This is a genomic window from Actibacterium sp. D185-2 (genome assembly GCF_054954595.1).
Map to the genome: position 1 here is coordinate 132,210 of NZ_JBPWNX010000004.1, position 24,759 is coordinate 156,968.

Sequence of the window (24,759 nt, forward strand, 5' to 3'; positions counted from 1 at the left end):
TTCGCCTGAATGCCGTCGGGCAGGATGCGACGCTGCCGGTACCCCCCAAGGGCCGTTTCACCACAGCGGGCAAACCGCGGCCTGTTTCGGGTCGCTGGCGCCCCGCTTCCCTTTGCCCCACGGGGCCAAGGGGATGTTGCGTTGCAGCATTGCAACGGCCTGAATTTTCGCCCCCACCGGACAATTAATTCTTTGCCGCGCACCCGATCCGTGCGATGCGTTCACGGGTGAACACACTTTGAGTCGCCTGTAATGACGCTGCCCGTAACCAAATCCAGATCGGCCGAGGAAGATCAGCTCTTCCGGCTTCTGCGTCAGCTCGATACAGCGCCAGACGCATCGCAACGCGCGACGGCTGCCGCGATCGGCATTTCGCTAGGGCATCTGAATGCCTTGCTGCGCACCGCGGCGGATGCGGGTCTGATCAAGGTCAGCGAACGCTCCGGCCCGGACAAGCGTCAAAGGTTCGCCTATGCGCTGACCTCGCGGGGCGGGGCTGAAAAAGCACGGCTCACAGATCAATTTCTCGCCCGCAAACTTGCCGAATACAACGCATTGCACGCCGAACTGACCGGTACCACCAGCGGGCTGGTTCCGCTAAAAAACAGGACCTATCTAATGGAAAAAAACCTCGCTCCCATCCCCGAGCTTTACGTGTCTTACGAAAGCGCGCTGAAACTGAAGGACGAAGCCGGCGATTTGCCCAGCTGGGACCTGACACCGCGCCAGATTTGCGATCTTGAACTTCTGATGAATGGCGGTTTTTACCCGCTGAAGGGTTTCCTGACCGAGGCCGATTACGATGGCGTCGTGGAAAACATGCGGCTGGCCGACGGGTCGCTGTGGCCGATGCCGATCACGCTGGATGTCAGCCAGGCCTTCGCCGACAGCCTCGAACCCGGCCAGGACATCGCCCTGCGCGATCAGGAAGGCGTGATCCTGGCGATCATGTCGGTCACCGACAGCTGGACCCCGAACAAGGCGCGCGAGGCCGAAAAGGTGTTCGGCGCCGATGATCTGGCCCACCCGGCGGTCAACTATCTGCACAACCATGCCGGCCCGGTCTATCTGGGTGGCCCGATCACCGGCATTCAGCAGCCGGTGCATTACGATTTCAAGGCCCGCCGCGACACCCCGAACGAGCTGCGCGCCTATTTCCGCAAGCTGGGCTGGCGCCGCGTCGTCGCGTTCCAGACCCGCAACCCGCTGCACCGCGCGCATCAGGAACTGACCTTCCGCGCCGCGAAGGAAGTGCAGGCCAACCTGCTGATCCATCCGATCGTCGGCATGACCAAGCCGGGCGACGTGGATCATTTCACCCGCGTGCGCTGCTATGAGGCGGTGCTGGACAAATACCCGGCCGCGACCACCTCCATGAGCCTGCTGAGCCTGGCGATGCGCATGGCTGGCCCGCGCGAAGCGGTCTGGCACGGGCTGATCCGCGGCAACCACGGCGTGACCCATTTCATCGTCGGGCGCGACCATGCCGGCCCCGGCAAGAACAGCGCGGGCGAGGATTTCTACGGCCCCTATGACGCGCAGGAACTGTACAGGGAACACGAGGCCGAGATCGGCGTCGAGATGGTGCCGTTCAAGCACATGGTCTATGTGCAGGAGCGCGCCCAGTACGAGCCCGCCGACGAGATCGAAGAGGGCGTGACCGTGCTCAACATCTCGGGCACCGAGCTGCGCCGCCGTCTGGCCGAGGGGCTGGAGATCCCCGAATGGTTCTCGTTCCCCGAAGTGGTCAAGGAGCTGCGCCGCACCCGCCCGCCGCGGGCCAAGCAGGGCTTTACCGTGTTCTTCACCGGCTTCTCGGGGTCGGGAAAGTCGACCATCGCCAACGCGCTGATGGTCAAGCTGATGGAGATGGGCGGCCGCCCGGTGACGCTGCTGGACGGCGATATCGTGCGCAAGAACCTCAGCTCCGAGCTGGGCTTTTCCAAAGAGCACCGCGATCTGAACATCCGCCGCATCGGCTATGTCGCGTCCGAGATCACCAAGAACGGCGGCATCGCCATCTGCGCCCCGATCGCGCCCTATGCCACGACGCGGCGCGCGGTGCGCGAGGATGTCGAAGCCTACGGCGCCTTTGTCGAGGTGCATGTGGCGACCAGCCTTGAGGAATGCGAAAAGCGCGACCGCAAGGGGCTGTACAAGCTGGCGCGCGAAGGCAAGATCAAAGAGTTCACCGGCATCTCGGACCCTTACGATGTGCCCGAAAACGCCGAACTGGTGCTGCAGACCGAAGGCGTCGATGTCGACAACTGCGCCCATCAGGTTCTGCTGAAACTCGAACAGATGGGCCTGGTCGCGGGCTGAGCCGCAACCGGACCCGACAAGACAAACGCCCCGGTCATCGCCGGGGCGTTTTTCGTTCCGGCGTCAGCCGCGCGCCTGTCCGGGGCGGATCATCCGCAGCAACACGCCATCCTTCAGGATGTAATGGTGGTAAAGCGCCGCCGCCGCATGCAGACCGGCGATCGCCAGCATCACGTTCATCGCGACCACATGCACATCGCCCAGCACACCGATCCTGCCGAACCAGGTCAGGGCACCCAGAACGGGCACGGCGACCAGCAGCAGATACAGCAGCCCATGCGCCGCTGCGACTGCCTTCTTCAGAAGGTCCGGCCCAGCCGCGTCGGCGGCCGGCGCGCCCTGGATCAGACGCACCACAAGCCGCACCGCCACAAGGGCAAGTATGGCAAGACCGACATAGACATGGATCTTCGGCGTCAGGCCGGTGACGGCCCCGCCCTTAAGGACCGCCTGCAAGGCGCGCCCCATGTTGTCGCTGACGACATAGTTCACCGCAATCAGCACCACGACGCCCCAGCGCAGGGCAACCTGGAGCTTGCTGTAGCTTTCGCTCGTCTTCATTGTGATTTTTCCATTGCGGCAGACCCGAACCGCCGGTGGCTGCGGGACGCGGCGTGATGCAATCCACCGCCGCGCCCTTCACGTAGCGTAAATCGCCACGCAAGGTCGCAAAGTCAATGTACCGCAAGCAGAAAGAGCGGCCCGGTTCGGCCGGGCCGTCAGATCAGTGTACGGTGACCGGGTTCAGATCGTGCTGGCGGGCCAGGATAAAGGCCAGGCTGCGGTCCTTGACCAGCGCCAGCCGTTCGCCCTGCGCGTCATGCACGGCATAGATCCGCTCGGCGCCCATCGCCTGTTCCTGCACGTCCTTGGGCAGGTCGGCCACGACCACCTGACGCACATAGACGATCTTGTTCTCGGCCTCGGGCATGAAATCGTATTTGGTGTTCATCGCGTTTCCCCTTTTTCCTCGTTACAATGTTTCGATGCGGATCGTCTGCACAACGGTTTCGGGCGCGGCCCGATGCAGATCCACATGAAGCAATCCGTTCTCCATGGTCGCGCCGGCGACCTCGACGCCTTCGGCCAGCACGAAAGAGCGCTGGAACTGGCGCGCCGCGATGCCGCGGTGCAGGAACACACGTTCGCCGGTGTCGTCCTCCTGTCGTCCACGGATCACCAACTGGCGGTCCTCGACAGTAATCGACAGGTCCGCGTCACAGAATCCGGCCACGGCCAGCGTGATGCGATAACCGCGCTCGGAGGTCTGTTCGATATTGAAGGGCGGATAGCCTTCGTTCCCGGATTTCGCGTTCCGTTCGAGAAGGCGTTCAAGCTGCTCGAAACCCAAAAGATAGGGATGCGAGGCAAGGGTCAGTTTTGTCATCGTGCAAGTCCTTGAGCAAGCGACCTGGGAAATCCTCGGCCCCGTCATGCGGCGGCCTGATCCCGATATGGGGAAGCAGCCGGGGCTGTGCAAGGCCACCCTTCCCGGAAGCCCTGAAAAACGCTATGTTAATGGTCCTGCCCCTTGTCCGACTCAGCCGTGAGGGCCGATGAACATCGCCAATGAGATGAACAGCGACGACATGCTCCGCGTAAAGCTGGAGGTGCTGCGATGCGAACATCGCGATCTGGATGACGCGATCCGCGCGCTGGAGGATATGGGCGGCGTGGCCGACCAGTTCACGATCCGGCGTCTTAAAAAGCAGAAGCTGACGCTGAAAGACCGCATTTCCAGTCTCGAAGATCGACTGACCCCCGACATTATTGCGTAAGCCCCTGATCCGGTTATAGTGCCGCCTCTCTTGCAGCGAGGACAGCATGACGGACGTGAAAGTGGGCATCATCATGGGCAGCCAGTCGGACTGGCCGACCATGAAGCTTGCCGCCGATATTCTGGACGACCTTGGTGTGCCCTATGAGGCCAGGATCGTGTCGGCCCATCGCACGCCCGACCGTCTGTGGGACTATGGCAAGACCGCCGTCGCGCGCGGCCTTCAGGTGATCATCGCCGGGGCGGGCGGGGCCGCGCATCTGCCGGGCATGATGGCCAGCAAGACCCGGGTGCCGGTGATCGGCGTGCCGGTGCAGACCAAGGCGCTGTCGGGTGTGGACAGCCTTTATTCCATCGTGCAGATGCCCAAGGGCTTTCCGGTTGCGACCATGGCGATCGGGGCGGCCGGCGCGGCCAATGCCGGGCTGATGGCCGCGGGCATTCTGGCGCTGGGTGATCCGGCGCTGGCGCAGCGGCTGGACGACTGGCGCGCGGCCCTGTCGGCCTCTATCCCCGAAGAGCCCAGCGATGAGTGATATGCTGGCCCCCGGCGCGGTGATCGGGATTCTGGGCGGCGGTCAGCTGGGCCGGATGCTGTCGGTCGCGGCCTCGCGCCTTGGCTTTCTGTGCCATATCTACGAGCCCGGCAGCGCCCCGCCCGCCGGTCAGGTCGCGCACCGTGTGACAACCGCCGGGTATGACGACGCCGATGCGCTGCGCGCCTTCGCCGACAGCGTCGATGTCATCACCTATGAGTTCGAGAATATCCCGACCTCGGCGCTGGATCTGCTGGAGGCGCTGAAACCGATCCGCCCCGGCCGCGAGGCGCTGCGCGTGTCGCAGGACCGGCTGCTGGAAAAAGAGTTTCTGACCGGACTGGGCCTGACCATCGCGCCCTTCGCGCCCGTGGACAGCCGCGCCGATCTGGACGCCGCCATCGCCGCCGTGGGCACGCCCGCCATCCTGAAGACCCGCCGCATGGGCTATGACGGCAAGGGCCAGGCGCGGATCATGGTGCCCGGCGACACAGGCGCTGCCTTTGCCGCGCTGGCCGGCGCCCCGGCCATTCTGGAAGGCTTTGTCGACTTCAGCCATGAGGTGTCGGTGATCGCCGCACGCGGGCTGAACGGCGCGGTCGCCTGTTTCGACCCGGGCGAGAATGTCCACAAGGACGGCATTCTGCACACCACCACCCTGCCCGCCCGGCTGTCGGCGGCGCAGCGCACCGATGCGGTGCTGCTGGCGGGCCGTATCCTGAACGCGCTGGACTATGTCGGCGTGCTGGGGGTCGAACTGTTCGTGACCCCCGCCGGGCTGTTGGTAAACGAGATCGCGCCGCGGGTGCACAACTCGGGCCACTGGACGCAGAACGGCTGTGTGGTGGACCAGTTCGAGCAGCATATCCGCGCGGTGGCGGGCTGGCCCCTGGGCGACGGGCGGCGGCATTCGGATATCGAGATGCTGAACCTGATCGGCGACGATATGGATCTGGTGCCGGATCTGGCCACGCAGCCCGATGTGGCGCTTCACCTTTACGGCAAGGCCGAGGTCAAGCCGGGCCGCAAGATGGGCCATGTGAACCGGCGGCTGGGCCCGGCAGCCAGCTAGGCGCGCCGGACCAGCGACAGCGCGACCCCGCCCAGCACCAGCGCGCTGGCCACCGCAAAGCGCAGGGTCAACGCCTCGTCCAGAAACACCATGCCCCCGGCCAGCGCGATCACCGGCACGGTCAGTTGCGCCACCGCCGCGCGCGCTGCCCCCAACCGGGGCAGCACCGCGTACCACAGCGCATAGCCCAGCCCCGATGTCACCGCCCCCGACAGCACGGCCAGCACCGCACCGCGCACACTGACCGCATCGGGCCACAGCGCCAGCACCAACAGCCCCACCGGCAGGGCCAGCACGAAATTCGCGGCGCTTGATTGCAGCGGATCCGCCGCCCCACGCCCGATCAGAGAATAGAGCCCCCACCCCAGCGCCGCGGCCCCCATCAGCAGGCAGGCCACCAGCGGCGGTGCCGACGCGCCCCCCGGCCACAACAGCCAGATCAGCCCGGCAAAAGCCAGCACCGCCCCCAACCAGCGTTGCGGCGGAACCGGCTCTTTCAACAACACCGCACCCGCGAACATCGTGATCTGCACGCCGCCGAACAGCACCAGCGCGCCGACCCCGGCGGGCAGGCTGACATAGGCAAAGGAAAACCCCAGCACATACAGCGCCAGCGACAGCGCCCCGCCCGCCCGGTGCCGGCCGAGCAGCCGGACCCCGTGCCCGGCGGCCAGGCTGAGCGCCACCAGAACCGCCGCGCCCGCGCCCAGCCGGATCGCCGCGAAACTGGCCGGGCCGATGCCGCCATCGGCCAGCGCCAGCCGGTTCAGGACCGAATTGGCGGCAAAGGCGATCATGGTCAGGGCGGTCAGCAGGAACAGGCGCATGGGCCGACCATGCAGAGAGATGCCCGGCAGGTGCAAGCCATTCCGCTTGTCGCGCTGCGCCGGTTTCGGCAAGCTGCGCCCATGACACAGCTTTCCCCCCGCCTTGCCGTGCGCGCGCTGATCCTTCGGGACGACCGGCTGCTGCTGGTCAACGCCTGGCCCGGCGGCAAAAGCGATCTGTGGTGCGCCCCCGGCGGCGGGGTCGAGCGCGGCCAGTCGCTGCCCGACAATCTGGCGCGCGAGGTGCACGAGGAAACCGGCCTGCACATCACCGTGGGCGCGCCCTGTCTGGTGAATGAATTTCACGACCCCGCGGGCACGTTCCATCAGGTCGATGTCTATTTTCGCTGCACCATCCTGGCCGGCCATCTGGATGACGGCTGGCGCGACCCCGAAGGCATCGTGACCCAGCGGCGGTTCTTTTCACGCGCCGCATTGTCCACGATTCGCTTCAAGCCCGACAGCCTGCCGGATGTGGCCTTCGGCGCGCCCGGCGCGATCGGTTATGACCCGCTGGAGCCGATCCAGCGTTAAACTTCGGAAAACGCGGCTGGATAACTCAGCGCGGCCTGCATCCCCCCGCTTCCCGGCGCGATCGGAAACAGCATCGTGTTGCTTTTGGAAAACGGCGTGGTCAGGTTCTCGGCCGCCTTCAGCGAAAACCCGAAGCGTTTGTAATATTCGGGCGCGCCCAGCACGACAACCGCGCGGGCGTCATGCGATTTGCGCACCTCGTCCAGCGCATAGCGGATCAACTCGCTGCCGATGCCGTGGCCTTGTTTCGCCTGACGCACCGCCACCGGCGAAAGCGACCACATCCCCGCAGGCGCAAGCATTTCGGCGAAGGCGACATAGCCCAGAATTCCGGTGTGATCCTCGGCCACCAGCTCCATCGCCATATGCCCCTCGCGGCGCAGACGATCGACCAGCCGCGCCTCGCTCGGGCCATCAAAGGCGGTATCCAGAAGAACCGATACCGCGGTCCAGTCCTGCTGTGTCACCGGGCGCAAATTCATGTTCCTGGGGTCACTATCCTGTTGGGTCGTCACGTCATTCTCCACGGCTATGCAGGCGCGGCGGTCAGTGGCACAGAAAATTCAGCAACACGGAGAGCCTGTAACAAAGAAAACTACATCGGCGGGCGGAAACCAAATCTTTTGCGAATAAATTATGCATCGGTCACGAAAAAGGGGGGCGCGAGGCCCCCCTTTCCCAATTTCAAAGCCTGCGGCAGGCTTACATCATGCCGCCCATGCCGCCCATGCCGCCCATGTCGGGCATGCCGCCACCGGCTGCGCCGGCTTTCTCGGGCTTGTCGGCAACCATCGCTTCGGTGGTGATCAGCAGACCGGCGATCGAAGCCGCATCTTCCAGCGCGGTCCGGGTCACCTTGGCCGGGTCGATCACGCCGAACTTGAACATGTCGCCATATTCTTCGGTCTGCGCGTTGAAGCCGAAGGTCAGGTCGGCGCTTTCGCGGACCTTGCCGGCCACGACCGCACCGTCAACACCGGCGTTTTCGGCGATCTGACGCAGCGGCGCTTCGAGCGCCTTGCGCACGATGGCGATACCGGCGTTCTGATCGGAGTTCTCGCCGGTCAGGCCGTCGAGCGACTTGCCAGCCTGAACCAGAGCAACACCGCCGCCCACGATCACGCCTTCCTGCACCGCGGCGCGGGTTGCGTTCAGCGCGTCATCGACACGGTCCTTGCGCTCTTTCACTTCCACTTCGGTCATGCCACCGACGCGGATCACGGCAACACCGCCAGCCAGCTTGGCCACGCGTTCCTGCAGCTTTTCGCGGTCGTAGTCGCTGGTGGTTTCCTCGATCTGGGTGCGGATCTGGGCAACGCGCGCCTCGATCTCTGCCTTTTCGCCATGGCCGTCCACGATGGTGGTTTCGTCCTTGGTGATGGTGATTTTCTTGGCCGAACCCAGCATGTCCATGGTCACGGACTCAAGCTTCATGCCCAGATCTTCGGAAATCACCTGGCCGCCGGTCAGGATCGCGATGTCCTGCAGCATGGCCTTGCGGCGGTCGCCGAAGCCCGGCGCCTTGACGGCAGCGATCTTCAGACCGCCACGCAGCTTGTTGACCACCAGGGTGGCCAGCGCTTCGCCTTCCACGTCTTCGGCAATGATCAGCAGCGGCTTTTGCGACTGGATCACCGATTCCAGCAGCGGAACCATCGGCTGCAGCGACGAAAGTTTCTTTTCGTGCAGCAGGATCATGCAGTCTTCGAGATCCGCAATCATCTTGTCCGGGTTGGTCACGAAATAGGGCGACAGGTAGCCGCGGTCGAACTGCATGCCTTCGACAACAGTCGTCTCGGTTTCCAGACCCTTGTTTTCCTCGACGGTGATCACACCCTCGTTGCCGACCTTCTGCATCGCGTCGGCGATCTGACGGCCGATTTCAGCTTCGCCGTTGGCAGAGATCGTACCAACCTGCGCAACCTCTGCGGAATCGTTCACCGGGCGGGCAGCGGCCTTGATCGCTTCCACAACCTTGGCCGTGGCCAGGTCGATGCCGCGCTTCAGATCCATCGGGTTCATGCCGGCGGCAACCGATTTCATGCCTTCCTTGACGATGGCCTGGGCCAGAACGGTGGCGGTGGTGGTGCCGTCGCCCGCTTCGTCATTGGTGCGAGAGGCAACCTCTTTCACCATCTGGGCGCCCATGTTCTCGAACTTGTCTTCCAGTTCGATTTCCTTGGCGACCGTCACACCGTCTTTGGTGATGCGCGGTGCGCCAAAGGATTTGTCGATCACCACGTTGCGGCCTTTGGGGCCCAGGGTGACTTTGACCGCATCAGCGAGGATGTTAACACCCTTCAGCATACGATTGCGGGCATCGGTGTCGAATTTGACGTCCTTAGCAGCCATTTTGCTTGCTCCTGGTTGTCTGAATTAGGTTTGTTGGGCGACGGCTCAGGCGATAAGGCCAAGGATGTCGCTTTCTTTCATGATCAGCAGTTCTTTGCCGTCAATGGTGACTTCGGTGCCGGACCACTTGCCGAACAGGACCTTGTCCCCGGCCTTGACGTCCATGGCAATGCGATCGCCATCTTCGTCCTTGGCGCCAGCGCCAACAGCAACCACCAGACCTTCGGCGGGCTTTTCTTTTGCGCTATCGGGGATAATCAGGCCACCGGCGGTTTTGTCGTCGCCTTCAATGCGCTCGACCAAAACCCGGTCGTGAAGCGGAGTAAATGCCATTTCGGAACGCTCCTTGGTTCGTTTTTTCCAGCGTTATCACTCACCTCAGTCGAGTGCTAACGCGCTGGATCTAAGCGGCACGGCGCAGCGAGTCAACAGCCACTTGGGCAAAACCGCCCACCTGCGAAATCCGCACGCCCGCGCCCCCGTGACAAGCCGTGCCCCCACCCCTATAAGGGCGCCGAATTGACATGAAACCAACCGGACATCGCACATGACAATCAAAGTTTTCGGCCACAAATCCCCCGACACCGACTCCACCGGCTCGCCGCTGATCTGGGCGTGGTATCTGTCTGAAATCAAGGGCACCCCCGCCGAAGCCAAGCTGCTGGGCGAACCCAATACCGAAGCCGCCTTCGTGCTGGAAAAATGGGCCCTCGACAAGCCCGAGATCATTTCCGAAATCGGTGCCGACGAAGATGTGGTGATCGTCGACACCAACAACCCCGCCGAACTGCCCAACGCGATCAACGACGCGCATGTGATTCAGATCATCGACCATCACAAGCTGACCGGCGGGCTGGAAACCAAAGAGCCGATCGACATCGTCATCAAGCCGCTGGCCTGCACCGCCACCATCATGCACGACCTGATGGGCGATGACGCCGCCAAAATGCCCGACAATATCAAGGGCGCGATGCTGTCGTGCATTCTGTCGGACACGCTGGAATTCCGCAGCCCGACCACCACCGACATCGACCGCGATCTGGCCGTGAAACTGGCCGGCGAGCTGAATCTGAACATCGCCCAGTATGCGGCCGAGATGTTCAAGGCGAAATCCGACATTTCCGCCTTTTCCGATGCCGAACTGCTGCGCATGGACAGCAAGGAATACGCGGTCGACGGCACCAAGTTCCGGGTTTCGGTTCTGGAAACCACCTCGCCCGCCACGGTGCTGGACCGCAAGGCCAGCCTGATGGACAGCATGACCGCCGTCGCCGCCGAAGATAGCGTCGATCAGGTACTGCTGTTCGTGGTGGACATCCTGAACGAGGAATCGACCCTGCTGATCCCCAACGATCTGGTGAAGAGCGTGGCCGAGAAAAGCTTTGGCATCACCGCCGAGGGCGACAGCGTGGTTCTGCCCGGCGTCGTCAGCCGCAAAAAGCAGATCATTCCGAACCTCAAGGTCTGAACGCCGACCCATGATACAAAGGAGCGCGTCCAGCGCTCCTTTTCACTTTGAAAGCAGCCCCATGACCCGGATCATCACCGCCCTTGCCGAGATTTCCACAGATTACGACGCGATGTTCGTGGACCTGTGGGGCTGCGTTCATAACGGCCACACCGCCTTTCCCGCTGCGGTCGAGGCGCTGCGCGCCTATCGGGCGCAGGGCGGGATCGTGGTGCTGCTGACCAATTCGCCACGCCCCCGGCAGGCCGTGGAAACCCAGATCGCCGAACTGGGCGTGGCCCCGGATTGCTGGGACACGATCGCCACCTCGGGCGACAGCGCACGGGCGGCGATGTATCGCGGCGTGGTCGGCTCGGACGTGTATCTGATTGGCGAAGACACCGATCACAGCTTTTTCGAGCCGCTGCACATCATCGAAAACCCGGTCGAGATCACCAAAGTGCCGCTGGAACAGGCCGAAGGCATCGTCTGTACCGGCCCGTTCGACCCGCTTGCCGATCCGAAAGTGCTGGAGCCCCAGCTTTTGTACGCCAAGTACAAGGGGATGAAGCTGCTGTGCGCCAATCCCGATATCGTCGTCGACCGGGGCGAGGCGCGCGAATGGTGCGCCGGCGCGATTGCAGCGCTTTATACCGAAATGGGCGGCGAAAGCCTGTATTTTGGCAAACCGCACCCGCCGATCTATGATCTGGCACGCCGCCGGCTGGCGCAGTTGGGCCAGGTGTCCGAGGATCGGATCCTGTGCATCGGCGACGGCATCGCCACCGATATCCGCGGCGCCATGGGCGAAAATCTGGACTGTCTGTTCATCACCGGCGGTCTGGCCGCACAGGAGACGGGAACCACCGATCAGCCCGACGCCGGCGCGCTGAACGATTTTCTTCAGCAGGCGCAGATGGATCCGACCTATGCGATCGGCTTTTTGCGCTGACAGCCCGCACCGAACGGCAACAAAATTGCGTGCGATGCGGAAATTCTATAAATAAATTACCTTTCGGATTGCGGGGGCGCGCGGCATTCGATATGCTGCGCCGCAATATGAACGACTCCGGGAGCGATAGGATGCTGGACAACATGCCCCGCGGCACGATCTGCATCGAAGATATGGAAATCGGTATGCGCCGGTATCTGCGCAAGGAAATCACCGACCGCGACATCGAATTGTTTGCCGAGGTCACGACCGACCACAACCCCGTGCATCTGGATGACGATTACGCCGAGAACACCGTGTTTCACGGGCGAATCGCGCACGGGATGCTGACCGCCGGACTGATCTCGGCGGTGATCGGCGAACAGCTTCCCGGTCATGGCACGATCTATATGGGCCAGACCCTGAAATTCCTTGCCCCCGTCCGTCCCGGCGACGTGGTCTATGCCGAGGTCGAGGTGCGCGATATTGACCATCGCAAACGCCGCGTGACCCTTGATTGTCACTGCGCCGTGGGCGATACGGTCGTCCTGAAGGGTGAAGCGCTGGTCCTGGCGCCAAGCCGCAAGTTTGACTGACGCGGTGCCGTAACCCGGCACGCCGGGGGACGATGAAGACCTATACCACCTTGACCGGGCTGACATCCGACGATCGCGGCGCCTCTGCCGCGATCGGCAATTTCGACGGGGTGCATCTGGGCCATCGTGCGGTCATCGACATGGCCCGTGACACAGCACAGCGCACCGGCGCGCCGCTGGGCATTCTGACCTTCGAGCCCCACCCGCGCGAATTTTTCGCCCCCACCGCCCCGCCCTTTCGCCTGATGAACGCCGAGGCCAAGGCCAATCGCCTGGCCAAGCTGGGGGTCGAGCGCCTGTATCAGCTGCCCTTCGACGCGGATCTGGCCGCCCTGACACCCGAACAGTTCGCGCGCACCGTTCTGGCCGACGGGCTGGGCCTGTCGCATGTGGTGGTCGGCGCCGATTTCCGCTTCGGCAAGGATCGCAAGGGCAGCGCCGCCGATCTGCAACGCTTCGGCGCCGGGATGGGCTTTGGCGTGACCGTGGCCGAACTGATCGGCCGGGGCAAAAGCGCGGTCTCGTCCACCGCGATCCGCAAGGCGCTGAGCGCGGGCCAACCGCGCGAGGCCGCCGCGATGCTGGGCCATTGGCACCGGATCGAAGGCGCCGTCATTCAGGGCGATCAGCGTGGCCGCGATCTGGGGTTTCCCACCGCCAACATGAACATTGCCGGCCTGCACCCTCCGCGTTTCGGCGTCTATGCGGTGAAGGTCGATGTGCTGTCGGGCCCGCATCAGGGCAGTTATGACGGCGCCGCCTCGATCGGGGTGCGGCCGATGTTCGGCATCAACACCCCGAATTGCGAAAGCTTCCTGTTCGACTTTTCCGGCGACCTTTACGACACGCATCTGTCGGTCGCGCTGATCGACTATCTGCGCCCCGAGGCGAAATTCGACGACCTTCAGGGGCTGACCGACCAGATGGGCCGCGACTGCGATCAGGCCCGCGCCATTCTGGCCGCTCTCTGACCCCTCTTTCCTTTCCGACCCTGCACGCTAGGCTTTGCCCGATGAAAGATCCGATCAACCGTGACGGGCTGCGCCCGGATTTCTGGGAGCGCGTGCCGCTCAAGAACCTCACCCAGCGAGAGTGGGAGGCGCTGTGCGATGGCTGCGGCAAATGCTGCCTGAACAAGCTGGAAGACGCCGATACCGGCGAGGTCGCGTTCACCCGCATCGCCTGCCGCTTGCTGGACGATGAAACCTGCCGCTGCGCCCATTACGAGGTGCGCAAGACAATCGTGCCGGAATGCGTGGTACTGAAACCCGGCAACCTGGCCGATATCGCCTATTGGATGCCCGCCACCTGCGCGTACCGGCTGCTGTGGGAAGGCAAGGCGCTGTATGATTGGCACCCGCTGATTTCCGGCGATCCCGAAAGCGTGCATCGCGCCGGCCAGTCGGTGCGGGGCTGGACGGTGCCGGAATTCGACGTGCCGCTGGAAGACTGGGAAGATTACATCATCGAAGAGGAAATCTGAGCATGTATTTCGCATCCGACAATGCCTCGCCGGTGCCGCCGCAGGTGATGGAAGCGCTGATCGAGGCCAATCGCGGCTATGCCATGCCTTACGGCAACGATCCGATCATGGATCAGGTGCGCGACCGCATCCGCGAGGTGTTCGAGGCACCCGAGGCCGCGGTCTATCTGGTGGCCACCGGGACCTCGGCCAATGCGCTGGCGCTGGCCTGTTTGTGTCCGCCCTGGGCCACGGTGTTTTGCCACCGCAACGCCCATATCGAAGAGGATGAATGCGCCGCCCCCGAATTCTTCAGCGGCGGTGCCAAGCTGACGCTGCTGGACGGTGAACATGCCAAGATCACGCCCGGCGCGTTGACGCAGGCGGCGGGCTTTGCCGCCCGTGCAGGTGTGCATAACGTGCAGCCCGGCGCGGTGTCGATCACCAACGCGACCGAGGCCGGGGCGATCTATACCCCCGACGAGGTCCGCGCGATCTGCGATGTGGCCCGCACACAGAACCTGCCGGTGCATATGGACGGCGCGCGCTTTGCCAATGCGCTGGTCAGCGCCGGCTGCACCCCGGCCGAAATGACCTGGAAGGCCGGTGTCGATGTGCTGTCCTTCGGCGGCACCAAGAACGGGTTGATGGGGGTAGAGGCCGTGGTTCTGTTCGACCCGGCCCGCGCCTGGGAATTCGAGTTGCGGCGCAAGCGCGGCGGCCATCTGTTTTCCAAGCATCGCTACCTGTCGGCACAGATGGCGGCCTATCTGGCGGATGATCTGTGGTTGAAACTGGCCACGCGGGCCAATGCCGCCGCGGCGCGCCTGTCGCAGGGCATTCTGGCCGTGCCCGGCGCATCCCTGATGCACCCGACCCAGGCCAATGCGGTCTTTGCCAGCTGGCCGCGCGGCGGGCATCGGCGGGCGCAGGCGGCGGGCGCGCGCTATTACCTGTGGCCGATGAACCAGTCGCTGGAAGGCCCCGAAGATGCGCCGCTATCGGCGCGGCTGGTCTGTTCTTGGTCCACCACCGAACAGGATGTGGATAATTTTCTGACGCTGATCCGGGGCTAATCCCCGGTTTCGGCCAGAAAGGCGGAAACGACCTCGGCCACCACGTCCGGATGGGTGATGGGCGCCATATGGCCCGCACCACCGATCGCCGCGCGCCAGGCCATGGGCAGCCGCGCCGCCAGCGCCGTATGCACCGCCCCCACGATCGGCGGCGAGGTTTCGCCCTCGATCAGCAGCACGGGGACGCGCAGCGCCTCCATCCGTCCCGGCTCCAGCATCCCGGCGGTATCGTCGAACAGAACGTCCGACGCGGCGTCGATCACATGGATGCGCTGGGTGAAATAGTCGCGCTGGAAATCCGGCATCACCTCCCACGGGATGGCGACGCCCCAACGCCCGGTGAAGGCGCGCGCGGCGCCGTCCAGATCGCCCCCCGCCAGGGCTGCGGCCATCTGGCGGTTCTCTTCGGCATGGTCGGTATAGGTTTCGGTGCCGCGGGCCGCGGCGAACAGCACCGGCTCGATCAGGATCAGGCTGCGCACCCGCTCGGGCTGCTCCAGCGCCAGCCGCAGCGCCACGGTGGCGCCGAAGGAATGGCCGATCAGATCGACCCGGCCCGGCGGCAGCAGATCGGCGGCCACGGCAGTGGACAGCGCATGCAGATCGCGGTGCCGGTCCCAGTCGCCGCTCAGCCCGTGGCCCGGCAGATCGGGGACTGTGGCGGTCAGCGTATCGCCCAGCCGCCGCATCAGCCCCGACCAACTGCCGCCACGCGACAGCGAGCAATGCAGCAACAGCGCCGGGCGCGGCCCCTGCCCCAGATGGGTCCAATAGGTCGGGTGCCCGCCAGGTCGGCCTTCGGGCATCAGAGTTTCCCCGCCAGAAACAGATCCAGATCGCCCAGCCGGTCCTGCCCCCAGAAGGGTTCGGCGCCATCGACGATATAGAACGGCGCGCCGAACACACCCGCCGCGACCGCCTCTTCCAGGTTGCGGGCATAGGTTTCGGCCCCCAACAGCAACCCGCTATCGGCCAGCGCCGGGTCGAACCCGGCGGCGGACAGGCAATCGCGGATCACCGCATCCTCGGCGATATCCTTGTCCTCGGCCCAATAGGCGCGCAGGATACCATGCGCCAGCGCGCCCAGATCCCCGCCGCCCGCAGCCTGCGCGGCGATGATCGCATAGGACGCAGGCGCCGCATTGGCCGGAAAGACCGAGGGTTTGAGATTGATCGGCAGGTCGGTCTTGACCGACTGGCGGCGCAGCTCGGCCAGGCGATAGGCCCGCCTATTTTCATGGCGCTGCGGCAGGGGCGTGCCGCCGGTACGGCCGAACAATCCCATGATGTCGATCGGCTTGTAGGTCAGGGTCGCGCCGTGGCGCGCCGCGATCTCCTCCAGCCGGGTTCCGGCAAGATAGGTAAAGGGTGAAATCGTGGAAAAGTAGTAATCAATATGAGCCATTTGGCCGCCTCTCTGCCGCACTAGGTTTGCAAGACGGTAACCGGGTGGTAAGCGGTGTCAACGTCACGAATCCGTCATCTGGATGTTTCTCTGGGACCTGCTGCCATGCCTTCTGTCACCGAACCTAAACTGATCTCGGGCAATGCCAATCGCCCGCTGGCCGCCGCCATTGCCCGCCGCATGTCAATGCATCGCGGGGTCAATGTCGGGCTGGTGGATGCCCGCGTTGAACGCTTCAACGATCAGGAGATTTTCGTCGAGGTCTATGAGAATGTCCGGGGCGAGGACATGTTCATCATCCAGTCGACCTCGAACCCGGCGAATGACAACCTGATGGAACTGCTGATCATCGCCGATGCGATGCGCCGTTCGTCGGCGGGGCGCATCACCGCCGTGATCCCCTATTTCGGCTATGCCCGACAGGACCGCCGCACCAAGGCGCGCACGCCGATTTCGGCCAAGCTGGTCGCCAACCTGATCGCCGAAGCCGGGATCGAGCGGGTCCTGACCATGGATCTGCACGCCGCGCAGATTCAGGGCTTTTTCGATATCCCGGTGGACAACCTCTATGCCTCGCCGGTCTTTGCGCTGGATATCCAGCACCATTTCAAGGGCACAATGGACGATATCATGGTGGTCTCGCCCGATGTCGGCGGCGTGGCCCGCGCGCGCGAACTGGCGCAGCGGATCGGCGCACCGCTGTCGATCGTGGACAAACGCCGCGAAAAACCCGGCGAGATTGCCGAGATGACCGTGATCGGCAATGTCGAAGGCAAGAAATGCATCATCGTCGATGATATCTGCGACACCGCCGGCACCCTGTGCAAGGCGGCCGATATGCTGCAACAGGCCGGCGCGGTCGAAGTGCACGCCTATATCTCGCACGGGGTTCTGTCCGGCCCCGCGGTCGAACGGATCAGCAACTCGGTCATGAAAAGTCTGGTCATCACCGACTCGATCGAGCCGACCGAGGCGGTGCGCAATGCGCCCAATATCCGGATCGTGCCGACCGCGCCGATGTTTGCCCAGGCGATCCTGAACATCTGGCACGGCACATCGGTGTCGTCACTGTTCGACACCCAGACCCTGATGCCGATCTACGAAGGCATGTATTCGGTCGGTCAGTAAAGCTGTTCCCAGTCGTCGTCATTGGGCAGCTCGCCAAGGACTGTCCAGTCGGCCCGGATCCGCGCCACCCGCGTATCGCCCCAGGTCTTGAACACGATCTCGAACCCGTCCGGCGTGATCTTGCGGGCCGAAATGTCGGCGCGCGGGTTGGTCTTTTGATCCATGTCCCACATCGACATGCTGACGGTCACAACCGGGTTCGACCGGAAGGGCTGTTTGAACCGCACCGCAACGGATATGGCGCGGGGGCCCGTGCCTGTCCACATGACACCGTCATGCTCGTAATCCGAGAACAATACTTTTGAGCCCTGGGCGATACCCAGAAAACGGCTTTCGATTTTCAACATAGGCGTCAGTCCTTCCCGTCGGACAGTCTATCGTCGGATTTGGACAGGAATTCGGTGTAAAAAAGGCAAAGGCCCCGACATATGCAGGGCCTTTGCAAAAGATCGCAGGGTCAGGGCCGACCTCAGGGCAGGCTCGGGTCCAGCCCGATATGGCCGCCCATGGCAACCATGTCGGACAAAAGCTTGGCCGCCTGGTCGACAACGTCCGGATGCGCCGTCTTGTGGGCCTCGTGGGCCTCGGCGATCATTTCGTCGATCATCGCCTGGGTGACTTCCTCGACCGCGTGGGCACGTTCGGCCAGCACGGTAATGCCGTCCGTCGTCACCTCGGCGAAGCCGCCGGTCACCACATAGGTGGTCGAGCCCGCAGGGGTGATCACCACCAGCACGCCGGGACGCAGGGTGGTGATCACCGGTGTGTGGTTCGGCATCGCAGTCAGGTCACCCTCGGTGCCCGGAATTCTGACCTCGGTGGCCTGAACGGAAGCAAGCTTCCGCTCGGGCGACACCAGATCAAATTGCATCGTATCAGCCATCAGAGGCCCCCTTAGGCAGCGTCAGCCGCCATTTTCTCGGCTTTGGCGATCACGTCTTCGATGTCGCCGACCATGTAGAACGCGGATTCGGGCAGGTGATCGTATTCACCGGCGACAACCGCCTTGAACGAGGCGATCGTCTTGTCCAGCGGAACCTGCACACCGTCGGAACCGGTGAACACCTTGGCCACATCGAACGGCTGCGACAGGAAACGCTGGATTTTCCGGGCACGGGCCACGGTCAGCTTATCCTCTTCCGACAGTTCGTCCATGCCCAGAATGGCGATGATGTCCTGCAACGACTTATAGCGCTGAAGGATGTTCTGCACATCGCGGGCAACGCTGTAATGCTCTTCGCCCACAACCGACGGGTCCATCAGACGCGAGGTGGAGTCGAGCGGGTCAACGGCCGGGTAGATCCCCAGCTCCGAGATCGCGCGCGACAGAACGGTCGTGGCGTCGAGGTGCGCGAACGAGGTGGCCGGCGCCGGGTCGGTAAGGTCATCCGCGGGCACATAGATCGCCTGCACCGAGGTGATCGAACCAGCCTTGGTCGAGGTGATCCGTTCCTGCAATGCACCCATGTCGGTGGCCAGCGTCGGCTGATAGCCCACAGCCGAAGGGATACGGCCCAGAAGTGCGGACACCTCGGAACCGGCCTGGGTGAAGCGGAAGATGTTGTCGACGAAGAACAGAACGTCGGTCCCGGACTGGTCGCGGAACTGTTCGGCCAGGGTCAGGCCGGACAGGGCCACACGCATACGCGCGCCCGGGGGCTCGTTCATCTGGCCATAGACCAGCGCCACTTTCGACTGCACCAGATCATCGGGTACGATAACGCCGGATTCGATCATCTCGTGATACAGGTCGTTGCCTTCGCGGGTCCGCTCGCCGACACCGGCGAACACCGAATAGCCCGAGTGCACCTTGGCGATGTTGTTGATCAGTTCCATGATCAGAACCGTCTTGCCCACGCCGGCGCCGCCGAACAGGCCGATCTTGCCGCCCTTGGAATAGGGGGCCAGAAGGTCGATCACCTTGATCCCCGTCACCAGGATGTCCGAGCTGGTCGCCTGTTCGGCGAACTCGGGGGCAGGCTGATGGATGGAGCGGGTCTGATCCGTCTCGACCGGGCCCTTTTCGTCAATCGGCTGGCCGATCACGTTCAGGATGCGGCCCAGGGTGGCGTCGCCCACCGGCACCGAAATCGGCGCGCCACTGTCGATCACTTCGGCGCCGCGCACCAGACCTTCGGTCGCGTCCATCGCGATGGTCCGCACGGTATTTTCGCCAAGATGCTGGGCAACTTCCAGAACCAGCGCTTTGCCGTTGTTGTCGGTGGACAGCGAGTTCAGAATCTCAGGCAGGTGATCTTCGAACTGCACGTCCACAACGGCGCCGATGACCTGGGTCACTTTGCCTTTTGCGTTTGCCATGTCGTTTCTCCGGTTCCTTAGAGCGCCTCGGCGCCCGAAATAATTTCGATAAGCTCGTTGGTGATGACAGCCTGACGCGAGCGGTTGAACTCGATCGTCAGCTTGTCGATCATGTCACCAGCGTTGCGCGTGGCATTGTCCATCGCGCTCATCCGGGCGCCTTGTTCGGACGCCCCGTTTTCAAGCAGTGCGGCGAAGATTTGCGTGGCCACACCGCGTGGCAGCAGATCGGCCAGAATGCCCTCTTCCGACGGTTCGTAATCGTACAGCGTGGTGTCAGCCTCGACCGCGTCGAACATGGCCGGGATGATCTGCTGTTCAGTCGGGATCTGGCTGATCACCGACTTGAACCGCGCAAAGAAGATGGTCGCCACGTCGAACTCGCCGGCATCGAACCGGGTCAGAACGTCTTTGGCGATATCCTGCGCATTCACATAGCCCAGGCGCTTCACTTCGCTCATATCCACATGGCCGACGAAGTAGGCGCTATAGTCCCGCTTCAGCTGTTCGCGGCCCTTCTTGCCGACCGTCAGGATTTTCACCGTCTTGCCCGCCGCCAGCAGCGCCTCGATCTTGCCACGGGCCAGCCGCACGATGCTTGAGTTGAAGCCGCCGCACAGACCCCGTTCCGAGGTCATGACCACCAGCAGGTGAACCTGATCCGCGCCGGTGCCCGACAGCAGTTTCGGCGCGCCGTCCGATCCCGCGACCGACGCCGCGAGACTGCCAAGCACGGCATTCATCCGTTCGGCATAGGGCCGCCCGGCTTCGGCAGCTTCCTGGGCGCGGCGAAGCTTTGCCGCCGCGACCATCTGCATGGCTTTCGTGATCTTGCGCGTCGACTTGACGCTCGCGATCCGATTCTTGAGGTCCTTAAGGTTTGGCATATGTCCTCTCCCTTAAGCCCGCTCAGGCAAAATCGTTTGCGAAATCGTCAAGTGCCGCTTTGATCTTGTCTTCCAGCTCACCTTTGACCTTGCGGTCGTTGTTGGTGATATCGGCCAGCAGGTCGGCATTCTTCTGACGCAGATGCGCCAGCAGACCGGCCTCGAAGCGACCGACATCCTTCACCGCGACCTTGTCCAGGTACCCTTTGGTACCCGCATAGATCACACAGACGATCTCGGCGTTGGTCAGCGGCGCGTATTGCGGCTGCTTCATCAGCTCGGTCAGACGGGCGCCACGGTTCAGAAGTTTCTGCGTGGCGGCGTCGAGGTCAGAGCCGAACTGGGCGAAGGCCGCCATTTCGCGGTACTGCGCCAGTTCCAGCTTGACCGGACCCGCAACCGATTTCATCGCATCGGTCTGGGCCGAAGAGCCAACCCGCGACACCGACAGACCGGTGTTCACGGCCGGGCGGACACCCTGATAGAACAGTTCCGTTTCCAGGAAGATCTGGCCATCGGTGATCGAGATCACGTTGGTCGGGATAAACGCCGACACGTCGCCGCCCTGGGTTTCGATGATCGGCAGCGCGGTCAGCGACCCGGCACCGAAATCTTCGTTCAGCTTGGCCGAACGCTCCAGCAGGCGGGAGTGCAGATAGAACACGTCGCCCGGATAGGCTTCGCGGCCCGGCGGGCGGCGCAGCAGCAGCGACATCTGGCGATAGGCCACCGCCTGTTTCGACAGATCGTCATAGACGATCAGCGCATGCTTGCCGTTGTCGCGGAAATACTCGGCCATCGCGGTGGCGGCATAGGGCGCCAGGAACTGCATCGGCGCGGGGTCGGATGCGGTGGCGGCCACGACGATGGAGTAGTCGATCGCGCCGGTCTCTTCCAGCTTCTTCACCAGCTGCGCCACGGTCGAGCGTTTCTGGCCGATCGCCACATAGACGCAGTAGAGCTTCTTGCTCTCGTCGTCGCCGGCAGCTTCGTTATAGGATTTCTGGTTCAGGATGGTGTCGAGCGCGATCGCCGTCTTGCCGGTCTGACGGTCGCCGATGATCAGCTCGCGCTGGCCGCGGCCGATCGGGATCATGGCGTCGACCGATTTCAGGCCGGTCGCCATCGGTTCATGCACCGATTTACGCGGGATGATGCCCGGCGCCTTGATGTCGGCGATGCGGCGCTCGGTGGTTGCGATCGGGCCCTTGCCATCGATCGGGTTGCCAAGGCCGTCAACGACGCGGCCCAGCAGGGCCTCGCCCGCCGGCACGTCCACGATCGACTTGGTGCGCTTGACCTGATCGCCTTCCTTGATGTCCCGGTCGGAGCCGAAGATCACGACGCCGACATTGTCGACCTCGAGGTTCAGCGCCATGCCGCGAATGCCACCGGGGAATTCGACCATCTCGCCGGCCTGAACATTGTCGAGGCCGTGGACCCGCGCAATGCCGTCGCCGACAGAAAGCACACGGCCCACTTCGGCGACTTCGGCCTCTTGACCGAAGTTTTTGATCTGCTCCTTGAGGATCGCAGAAATCTCAGCTGCTTGGATACCCATTTATCCGACCTCTTTCATGGTGTTCTGAAGTGCATTGAGCTTCGAGCGGATCGACGTGTCGATCATTTTCGAGCCCACTTTTACAATGAGACCGCCAATGAGCGAGTCATCGACGGCCATGTTGATCTTTACATCCTTGCCGACATTCGCCTTCAGCGTGGCGGCAAGCTTGTTCTGCTGGTCTTCGGTCAGGGCGGTCGCGGACGTGACCTCTGCGGTGACTTCGCCCTTTTCGTCGGCGATCAGGTCGCGCAGCGTGGCGGACATCTGGGGCAGCACGAACAGGCGCCGCTTGGCGACCATCAGGCCCAGCGTGTTCGTCATCACCCCCGAAAGGCCCATCTTCGCAGCCAGCGCCGCGATCGCCCTGCCCTGTTCTTCGCGCGTATAGATCGGCGATGCGATCAGCGCGCGGAACTCGGCGCTGTCGGCCGACGCGGCCTCCAGCGTGTCAAGGTCGCCCTCAAGCGCCGCAATTTGATTATCGTCCTTGGCCAGTCCAAAGACCGCCTTGGCATAGCGCGCAGCAATGCCGGTTGAGATCGAAGCTGGTTCGGACACGTCCACCCTTCCGATGTCTGTAGCCCCCGGGGATACCGCAGGGAAGCGGCGGGGGCAGCTCTAGCCTCGCGCCCGGATGGGCACGTCCCGAAATCGGCGTGGGTGTAGCAGAGCAAATGCACCCTCGCAACAGGCAAGAACACCATTATGTGAGGGTGATGGCCGTTAACGACAAGGGTTGGCGCTAACGGCGCCATATCGTGCACGATACTGCGGCTTTGTGGCGCGGGCGGAACCGCCTGCCACTGCGGTCGCGGTTCCCGGAAAATCGACGTTCAGGCCGGTTCGGCCCCCGCCGCGGGCACCCCTTCCAGCACCCGCAGCGGGCGGCGCACCGCCTCTTCCAGCCCCGGACCGGCGGGGCGGTAAACCCGTTTCGACGCCTCGACCATCAGCACCCCGCCCGCGTAATAGCTGCTGACCTGCCGGCCCGCCTTTTCCAGCACGGCCGAAGTCTTCAGCCAGAACCGCCGGTGGCTGGGCGGGGCGTAAAGCGCGGCACGGTGGCTTTCGGGCTGGAACCCGTGCGCCTTGAGCTGCGCCTCGAGCTGGCTGAGCGAATAGGGCCGGCCAAAGCCGAAGGGCGTCACATCGCGCCGCGCCCACAGGCCCGACCGGTTGGGCACGACGAACAACGCCCGGCCGCCGGGGCCCAGCACGCGCGCGGCCTCTTCCAGCACGGCGGCGGGATGTTCGCTGGTTTCCAGCCCGTGCAGCAGCACCAGCTTGTCGATCAGCCCGGTGGACAGCGGCCAGCGGGTCTCTTCCGACAGGACCGACACATTGTCGCGGCCCGCGGGCCAGGGCATCACCCCCTGCTGACCCGGCATCACCGCCACCACGCGCCGGGCGTCGGCCAGATAGGGGCGCAGCAGGGGCGCCGCGAACCCGAAACCCGCCACCGACTGGCCCTTGGCCTCGGGCCAGAATTGCAGCATCTGGTCACGGATCGCCCGCTGCGCCACACGCCCCAGATTGGTGCGGTAGTAGAAATTCCTCAGATCAAGCACGTCCAGGTGCATTGCGGCCCGCCTCGGGATCAGCAACAGTCAGGGCCAGAATAGCCCAGCGGAACAGGAATGCCATGCCCCTTGAAATCGTCACCCTGCCCTGCCTTGCCGACAATTACGCCTATCTGCTGCATAATGCCGACAGCGGCGAGACCGCCGTGGTGGATGTGCCCGAGGCCGGGCCGATCCTGTCGGCGCTGTCCGAGCGCGGCTGGCGGCTGACCGATATCCTGATCACCCATCACCACTGGGACCATATCGACGGGCTGGAGGCCCTGCGCGCCGCCACCGGCGCCCGGGTGATCGGGGCGGCCGCCGATGCGCATCGCCTGCCGCCGCTGGATCTGGCGGTCGCCGACGGCGACGCGGTAACGATCTGTGGCGAGAATGCCCTGATTCTGGATGTCTCGGGCCATACCGTGGGGCATATCGCGTTCCACTTTCCCGAAACCGGCGCGGTCTTCACCGCCGACAGCCTGATGGCGCTGGGATGCGGGCGGGTGTTCGAGGGCACGCCGGCAATGATGTGGGCCAGCCTGTCGAAACTGGCCGCCCTGCCGCCCGAAACGCTGGTCTGCTCGGGCCACGAATACACCGCCAACAACGCCAAATTCGCGCTAAGTATTGAACCGGCGAATTCCGCTCTTATCTCTCGTCAGGAAGCTGTGACCAAGGCACGCGCCGCGGGGCAGCCTACCGTTCCCTCCCTCTTGTCGGAGGAATTGGCGACCAATCCTTTCCTGCGGGCGTCCCTACCGCAGGTGAAGATGGGGTTGGATATGGCCGGTTCCTCCGACACAGAGGTTTTCGCAGAGATCCGCCGCCGAAAGGATCATTTCTGAGCCTCCCCCCAGGGCTTGCCCACGCGCTAAACGCCCATTTTTTGCGCCGTTGCCCCCCTGGTGATCAGAATTGATCAGAAAACACTTGAAGCCCGGACACAAAAACCGAACCTT

29 protein-coding genes are annotated in these 24,759 nt (G+C 63.7%); 13 read left to right on the forward strand and 16 right to left on the reverse strand.

What is annotated here, in order from left to right; translation table 11 throughout:
* Nucleotides 1–252 precede the first annotated feature (252 nt).
* Nucleotides 253–2,322 (forward strand): bifunctional sulfate adenylyltransferase/adenylylsulfate kinase, encoded by a 2,070-nt coding sequence (locus ACSR1C_RS09275; RefSeq protein WP_460259155.1) that lies wholly within the window; start codon nucleotides 253–255, stop codon nucleotides 2,320–2,322.
* Between the two features lie 63 nt (nucleotides 2,323–2,385).
* Here ACSR1C_RS09275 and ACSR1C_RS09280 read toward each other — a convergent pair whose 3' ends face one another.
* The 3 genes from ACSR1C_RS09280 to ACSR1C_RS09290 all read right to left on the reverse strand — a co-directional run bounded on the left by ACSR1C_RS09280 (nucleotide 2,386) and on the right by ACSR1C_RS09290 (nucleotide 3,709).
* A complete protein-coding gene (locus ACSR1C_RS09280; RefSeq protein WP_460259154.1) occupies nucleotides 2,386–2,883 on the reverse strand; it encodes a cytochrome b in 498 nt (165 codons plus the stop codon).
* 163 nt (nucleotides 2,884–3,046) lie between these two features.
* Nucleotides 3,047–3,274 carry a DUF1150 family protein gene (locus ACSR1C_RS09285; protein WP_460259153.1) on the reverse strand — a complete coding sequence of 76 codons (228 nt, stop codon included), beginning with the start codon at nucleotides 3,272–3,274 and terminating at the stop codon, nucleotides 3,047–3,049.
* A gap of 21 nt (nucleotides 3,275–3,295) precedes the next feature.
* Nucleotides 3,296–3,709: an Hsp20 family protein gene (locus ACSR1C_RS09290; protein ID WP_460259152.1), complete on the reverse strand. Its 414-nt coding sequence runs from the start codon at nucleotides 3,707–3,709 to the stop codon at nucleotides 3,296–3,298.
* Nucleotides 3,710–3,878: 169 nt separating this feature from the next.
* Between ACSR1C_RS09290 and ACSR1C_RS09295 the strand changes: the two genes are divergently transcribed.
* From ACSR1C_RS09295 to ACSR1C_RS09305, 3 genes are read left to right on the forward strand one after another with little or no spacing between them, the layout of a single operon-like run.
* Nucleotides 3,879–4,100 (forward strand): YdcH family protein, encoded by a 222-nt coding sequence (locus ACSR1C_RS09295; RefSeq protein ID WP_460259151.1) that lies wholly within the window; start codon nucleotides 3,879–3,881, stop codon nucleotides 4,098–4,100.
* Nucleotides 4,101–4,146: 46 nt separating this feature from the next.
* A complete protein-coding gene (gene purE / locus ACSR1C_RS09300) occupies nucleotides 4,147–4,635 on the forward strand; it encodes a 5-(carboxyamino)imidazole ribonucleotide mutase (RefSeq protein ID WP_460259150.1) in 489 nt (162 codons plus the stop codon).
* Nucleotides 4,628–5,707 (forward strand): 5-(carboxyamino)imidazole ribonucleotide synthase, encoded by a 1,080-nt coding sequence (locus tag ACSR1C_RS09305; RefSeq protein ID WP_460259149.1) that lies wholly within the window; start codon nucleotides 4,628–4,630, stop codon nucleotides 5,705–5,707. The genes purE and ACSR1C_RS09305 overlap by 8 nt, the downstream gene beginning before the upstream one ends.
* On the opposite strand, the gene ACSR1C_RS09310 is transcribed toward ACSR1C_RS09305, so the two are convergent.
* On the reverse strand, nucleotides 5,704–6,534 hold the full coding sequence (locus ACSR1C_RS09310) for a DMT family transporter (protein WP_460259148.1): 831 nt from the start codon (nucleotides 6,532–6,534) through the stop codon (nucleotides 5,704–5,706). The two genes, ACSR1C_RS09305 and ACSR1C_RS09310, sit on opposite strands and share 4 nt — an antisense overlap.
* A gap of 81 nt (nucleotides 6,535–6,615) precedes the next feature.
* Between ACSR1C_RS09310 and ACSR1C_RS09315 the strand changes: the two genes are divergently transcribed.
* Complete coding sequence (locus ACSR1C_RS09315) at nucleotides 6,616–7,068, forward strand: NUDIX domain-containing protein (protein ID WP_460259147.1); 453 nt, start codon at nucleotides 6,616–6,618, stop codon at nucleotides 7,066–7,068.
* On the opposite strand, the gene ACSR1C_RS09320 is transcribed toward ACSR1C_RS09315, so the two are convergent.
* From ACSR1C_RS09320 to ACSR1C_RS09330, 3 genes are all read right to left on the reverse strand, one after another.
* On the reverse strand, nucleotides 7,065–7,583 hold the full coding sequence (locus tag ACSR1C_RS09320; RefSeq protein WP_460259146.1) for a GNAT family N-acetyltransferase: 519 nt from the start codon (nucleotides 7,581–7,583) through the stop codon (nucleotides 7,065–7,067). The two genes, ACSR1C_RS09315 and ACSR1C_RS09320, sit on opposite strands and share 4 nt — an antisense overlap.
* Nucleotides 7,584–7,770: 187 nt before the next feature.
* Nucleotides 7,771–9,420: a chaperonin GroEL gene (groL, locus tag ACSR1C_RS09325; RefSeq protein WP_054537970.1), complete on the reverse strand. Its 1,650-nt coding sequence runs from the start codon at nucleotides 9,418–9,420 to the stop codon at nucleotides 7,771–7,773.
* 45 nt (nucleotides 9,421–9,465) lie between these two features.
* A complete protein-coding gene (locus ACSR1C_RS09330) occupies nucleotides 9,466–9,753 on the reverse strand; it encodes a co-chaperone GroES (protein ID WP_460259145.1) in 288 nt (95 codons plus the stop codon).
* Nucleotides 9,754–9,967: 214 nt separating this feature from the next.
* Here ACSR1C_RS09330 and ACSR1C_RS09335 point away from each other — a divergent pair, with 214 nt between their 5' ends.
* From ACSR1C_RS09335 to ACSR1C_RS09360, 6 genes are all read left to right on the forward strand, one after another.
* A complete protein-coding gene (locus ACSR1C_RS09335; protein ID WP_460259144.1) occupies nucleotides 9,968–10,888 on the forward strand; it encodes a manganese-dependent inorganic pyrophosphatase in 921 nt (306 codons plus the stop codon).
* A 61-nt stretch (nucleotides 10,889–10,949) separates the two neighbouring features.
* Nucleotides 10,950–11,819, forward strand: coding sequence for a TIGR01459 family HAD-type hydrolase (locus ACSR1C_RS09340; RefSeq protein WP_460259143.1), 870 nt, complete (start codon nucleotides 10,950–10,952; stop codon nucleotides 11,817–11,819).
* A gap of 131 nt (nucleotides 11,820–11,950) precedes the next feature.
* Nucleotides 11,951–12,394 (forward strand): MaoC family dehydratase, encoded by a 444-nt coding sequence (locus tag ACSR1C_RS09345; protein ID WP_460259142.1) that lies wholly within the window; start codon nucleotides 11,951–11,953, stop codon nucleotides 12,392–12,394.
* Nucleotides 12,395–12,426: 32 nt separating this feature from the next.
* Nucleotides 12,427–13,365, forward strand: a complete 939-nt coding sequence (locus ACSR1C_RS09350; protein ID WP_460259141.1) for a bifunctional riboflavin kinase/FAD synthetase — start codon at nucleotides 12,427–12,429, stop codon at nucleotides 13,363–13,365.
* A gap of 41 nt (nucleotides 13,366–13,406) precedes the next feature.
* A complete protein-coding gene (locus tag ACSR1C_RS09355) occupies nucleotides 13,407–13,877 on the forward strand; it encodes a YcgN family cysteine cluster protein (RefSeq protein WP_460259140.1) in 471 nt (156 codons plus the stop codon).
* A 2-nt stretch (nucleotides 13,878–13,879) separates the two neighbouring features.
* Nucleotides 13,880–14,932, forward strand: a complete 1,053-nt coding sequence (locus tag ACSR1C_RS09360) for a threonine aldolase family protein (RefSeq protein ID WP_460259139.1) — start codon at nucleotides 13,880–13,882, stop codon at nucleotides 14,930–14,932.
* Here ACSR1C_RS09360 and ACSR1C_RS09365 read toward each other — a convergent pair.
* Nucleotides 14,929–15,738, reverse strand: a complete 810-nt coding sequence (locus ACSR1C_RS09365) for an alpha/beta fold hydrolase (RefSeq protein WP_460259138.1) — start codon at nucleotides 15,736–15,738, stop codon at nucleotides 14,929–14,931. The genes ACSR1C_RS09360 and ACSR1C_RS09365 overlap by 4 nt on opposite strands.
* Entirely contained in the window at nucleotides 15,738–16,337 is a 600-nt protein-coding gene (locus ACSR1C_RS09370; protein WP_460259137.1) for a DsbA family protein, read from the reverse strand. The genes ACSR1C_RS09365 and ACSR1C_RS09370 overlap by 1 nt, the downstream gene beginning before the upstream one ends.
* A gap of 105 nt (nucleotides 16,338–16,442) precedes the next feature.
* Between ACSR1C_RS09370 and ACSR1C_RS09375 the strand changes: the two genes are divergently transcribed.
* Nucleotides 16,443–17,465 (forward strand): ribose-phosphate pyrophosphokinase, encoded by a 1,023-nt coding sequence (locus ACSR1C_RS09375; RefSeq protein ID WP_460259136.1) that lies wholly within the window; start codon nucleotides 16,443–16,445, stop codon nucleotides 17,463–17,465.
* Here ACSR1C_RS09375 and ACSR1C_RS09380 read toward each other — a convergent pair.
* From ACSR1C_RS09380 to ACSR1C_RS09410, 7 genes are all read right to left on the reverse strand, one after another.
* The gene (locus ACSR1C_RS09380) at nucleotides 17,459–17,812 is read right to left on the reverse strand and encodes an H-type lectin domain-containing protein (protein WP_460259135.1); all 354 of its coding nucleotides are present in this window, start codon (nucleotides 17,810–17,812) and stop codon (nucleotides 17,459–17,461) included. The genes ACSR1C_RS09375 and ACSR1C_RS09380 overlap by 7 nt on opposite strands.
* Before the next feature lie 122 nt (nucleotides 17,813–17,934).
* On the reverse strand, nucleotides 17,935–18,348 hold the full coding sequence (locus ACSR1C_RS09385; protein ID WP_460259134.1) for a F0F1 ATP synthase subunit epsilon: 414 nt from the start codon (nucleotides 18,346–18,348) through the stop codon (nucleotides 17,935–17,937).
* Nucleotides 18,349–18,359: 11 nt separating this feature from the next.
* On the reverse strand, nucleotides 18,360–19,784 hold the full coding sequence (gene atpD / locus ACSR1C_RS09390) for a F0F1 ATP synthase subunit beta (RefSeq protein WP_460259133.1): 1,425 nt from the start codon (nucleotides 19,782–19,784) through the stop codon (nucleotides 18,360–18,362).
* A gap of 17 nt (nucleotides 19,785–19,801) precedes the next feature.
* Entirely contained in the window at nucleotides 19,802–20,671 is an 870-nt protein-coding gene (locus tag ACSR1C_RS09395; RefSeq protein WP_460259132.1) for a F0F1 ATP synthase subunit gamma, read from the reverse strand.
* A 22-nt stretch (nucleotides 20,672–20,693) separates the two neighbouring features.
* Complete coding sequence (gene atpA / locus ACSR1C_RS09400; protein WP_460259131.1) at nucleotides 20,694–22,232, reverse strand: F0F1 ATP synthase subunit alpha; 1,539 nt, start codon at nucleotides 22,230–22,232, stop codon at nucleotides 20,694–20,696.
* Complete coding sequence (locus ACSR1C_RS09405) at nucleotides 22,233–22,793, reverse strand: F0F1 ATP synthase subunit delta (RefSeq protein WP_460259130.1); 561 nt, start codon at nucleotides 22,791–22,793, stop codon at nucleotides 22,233–22,235.
* Between the two features lie 275 nt (nucleotides 22,794–23,068).
* Nucleotides 23,069–23,815, reverse strand: a complete 747-nt coding sequence (locus tag ACSR1C_RS09410; RefSeq protein ID WP_460259129.1) for a methyltransferase domain-containing protein — start codon at nucleotides 23,813–23,815, stop codon at nucleotides 23,069–23,071.
* Nucleotides 23,816–23,877: 62 nt separating this feature from the next.
* Between ACSR1C_RS09410 and gloB the strand changes: the two genes are divergently transcribed.
* Nucleotides 23,878–24,645, forward strand: coding sequence for a hydroxyacylglutathione hydrolase (gene gloB / locus ACSR1C_RS09415; protein WP_460259128.1), 768 nt, complete (start codon nucleotides 23,878–23,880; stop codon nucleotides 24,643–24,645).
* Nucleotides 24,646–24,759: the final 114 nt, after the last annotated feature.

Excerpts from the sequence above, each read along its gene's own strand:
- ACSR1C_RS09275 (WP_460259155.1), top strand. The coding sequence starts at position 253 with ATGACGCTGCCCGTAACCAAATCCAGATCGGCCGAGGAAGATCAGCTC.
- ACSR1C_RS09280 (WP_460259154.1), bottom strand. The coding sequence starts at position 2,883 with ATGAAGACGAGCGAAAGCTACAGCAAGCTCCAGGTTGCCCTGCGCTGG.
- ACSR1C_RS09285 (WP_460259153.1), bottom strand. The coding sequence starts at position 3,274 with ATGAACACCAAATACGATTTCATGCCCGAGGCCGAGAACAAGATCGTC.
- ACSR1C_RS09290 (WP_460259152.1), bottom strand. The coding sequence starts at position 3,709 with ATGACAAAACTGACCCTTGCCTCGCATCCCTATCTTTTGGGTTTCGAG.
- ACSR1C_RS09295 (WP_460259151.1), top strand. The coding sequence starts at position 3,879 with ATGAACATCGCCAATGAGATGAACAGCGACGACATGCTCCGCGTAAAG.
- purE (WP_460259150.1), top strand. The coding sequence starts at position 4,147 with ATGACGGACGTGAAAGTGGGCATCATCATGGGCAGCCAGTCGGACTGG.
- ACSR1C_RS09305 (WP_460259149.1), top strand. The coding sequence starts at position 4,628 with ATGAGTGATATGCTGGCCCCCGGCGCGGTGATCGGGATTCTGGGCGGC.
- ACSR1C_RS09310 (WP_460259148.1), bottom strand. The coding sequence starts at position 6,534 with ATGCGCCTGTTCCTGCTGACCGCCCTGACCATGATCGCCTTTGCCGCC.
- ACSR1C_RS09315 (WP_460259147.1), top strand. The coding sequence starts at position 6,616 with ATGACACAGCTTTCCCCCCGCCTTGCCGTGCGCGCGCTGATCCTTCGG.
- groL (WP_054537970.1), bottom strand. The coding sequence starts at position 9,420 with ATGGCTGCTAAGGACGTCAAATTCGACACCGATGCCCGCAATCGTATG.
- ACSR1C_RS09330 (WP_460259145.1), bottom strand. The coding sequence starts at position 9,753 with ATGGCATTTACTCCGCTTCACGACCGGGTTTTGGTCGAGCGCATTGAA.
- ACSR1C_RS09335 (WP_460259144.1), top strand. The coding sequence starts at position 9,968 with ATGACAATCAAAGTTTTCGGCCACAAATCCCCCGACACCGACTCCACC.
- ACSR1C_RS09340 (WP_460259143.1), top strand. The coding sequence starts at position 10,950 with ATGACCCGGATCATCACCGCCCTTGCCGAGATTTCCACAGATTACGAC.
- ACSR1C_RS09345 (WP_460259142.1), top strand. The coding sequence starts at position 11,951 with ATGCTGGACAACATGCCCCGCGGCACGATCTGCATCGAAGATATGGAA.
- ACSR1C_RS09350 (WP_460259141.1), top strand. The coding sequence starts at position 12,427 with ATGAAGACCTATACCACCTTGACCGGGCTGACATCCGACGATCGCGGC.
- ACSR1C_RS09355 (WP_460259140.1), top strand. The coding sequence starts at position 13,407 with ATGAAAGATCCGATCAACCGTGACGGGCTGCGCCCGGATTTCTGGGAG.
- ACSR1C_RS09360 (WP_460259139.1), top strand. The coding sequence starts at position 13,880 with ATGTATTTCGCATCCGACAATGCCTCGCCGGTGCCGCCGCAGGTGATG.
- ACSR1C_RS09365 (WP_460259138.1), bottom strand. The coding sequence starts at position 15,738 with ATGCCCGAAGGCCGACCTGGCGGGCACCCGACCTATTGGACCCATCTG.
- ACSR1C_RS09370 (WP_460259137.1), bottom strand. The coding sequence starts at position 16,337 with ATGGCTCATATTGATTACTACTTTTCCACGATTTCACCCTTTACCTAT.
- ACSR1C_RS09375 (WP_460259136.1), top strand. The coding sequence starts at position 16,443 with ATGCCTTCTGTCACCGAACCTAAACTGATCTCGGGCAATGCCAATCGC.
- ACSR1C_RS09380 (WP_460259135.1), bottom strand. The coding sequence starts at position 17,812 with ATGTTGAAAATCGAAAGCCGTTTTCTGGGTATCGCCCAGGGCTCAAAA.
- ACSR1C_RS09385 (WP_460259134.1), bottom strand. The coding sequence starts at position 18,348 with ATGGCTGATACGATGCAATTTGATCTGGTGTCGCCCGAGCGGAAGCTT.
- atpD (WP_460259133.1), bottom strand. The coding sequence starts at position 19,784 with ATGGCAAACGCAAAAGGCAAAGTGACCCAGGTCATCGGCGCCGTTGTG.
- ACSR1C_RS09395 (WP_460259132.1), bottom strand. The coding sequence starts at position 20,671 with ATGCCAAACCTTAAGGACCTCAAGAATCGGATCGCGAGCGTCAAGTCG.
- atpA (WP_460259131.1), bottom strand. The coding sequence starts at position 22,232 with ATGGGTATCCAAGCAGCTGAGATTTCTGCGATCCTCAAGGAGCAGATC.
- ACSR1C_RS09410 (WP_460259129.1), bottom strand. The coding sequence starts at position 23,815 with ATGCACCTGGACGTGCTTGATCTGAGGAATTTCTACTACCGCACCAAT.
- gloB (WP_460259128.1), top strand. The coding sequence starts at position 23,878 with ATGCCCCTTGAAATCGTCACCCTGCCCTGCCTTGCCGACAATTACGCC.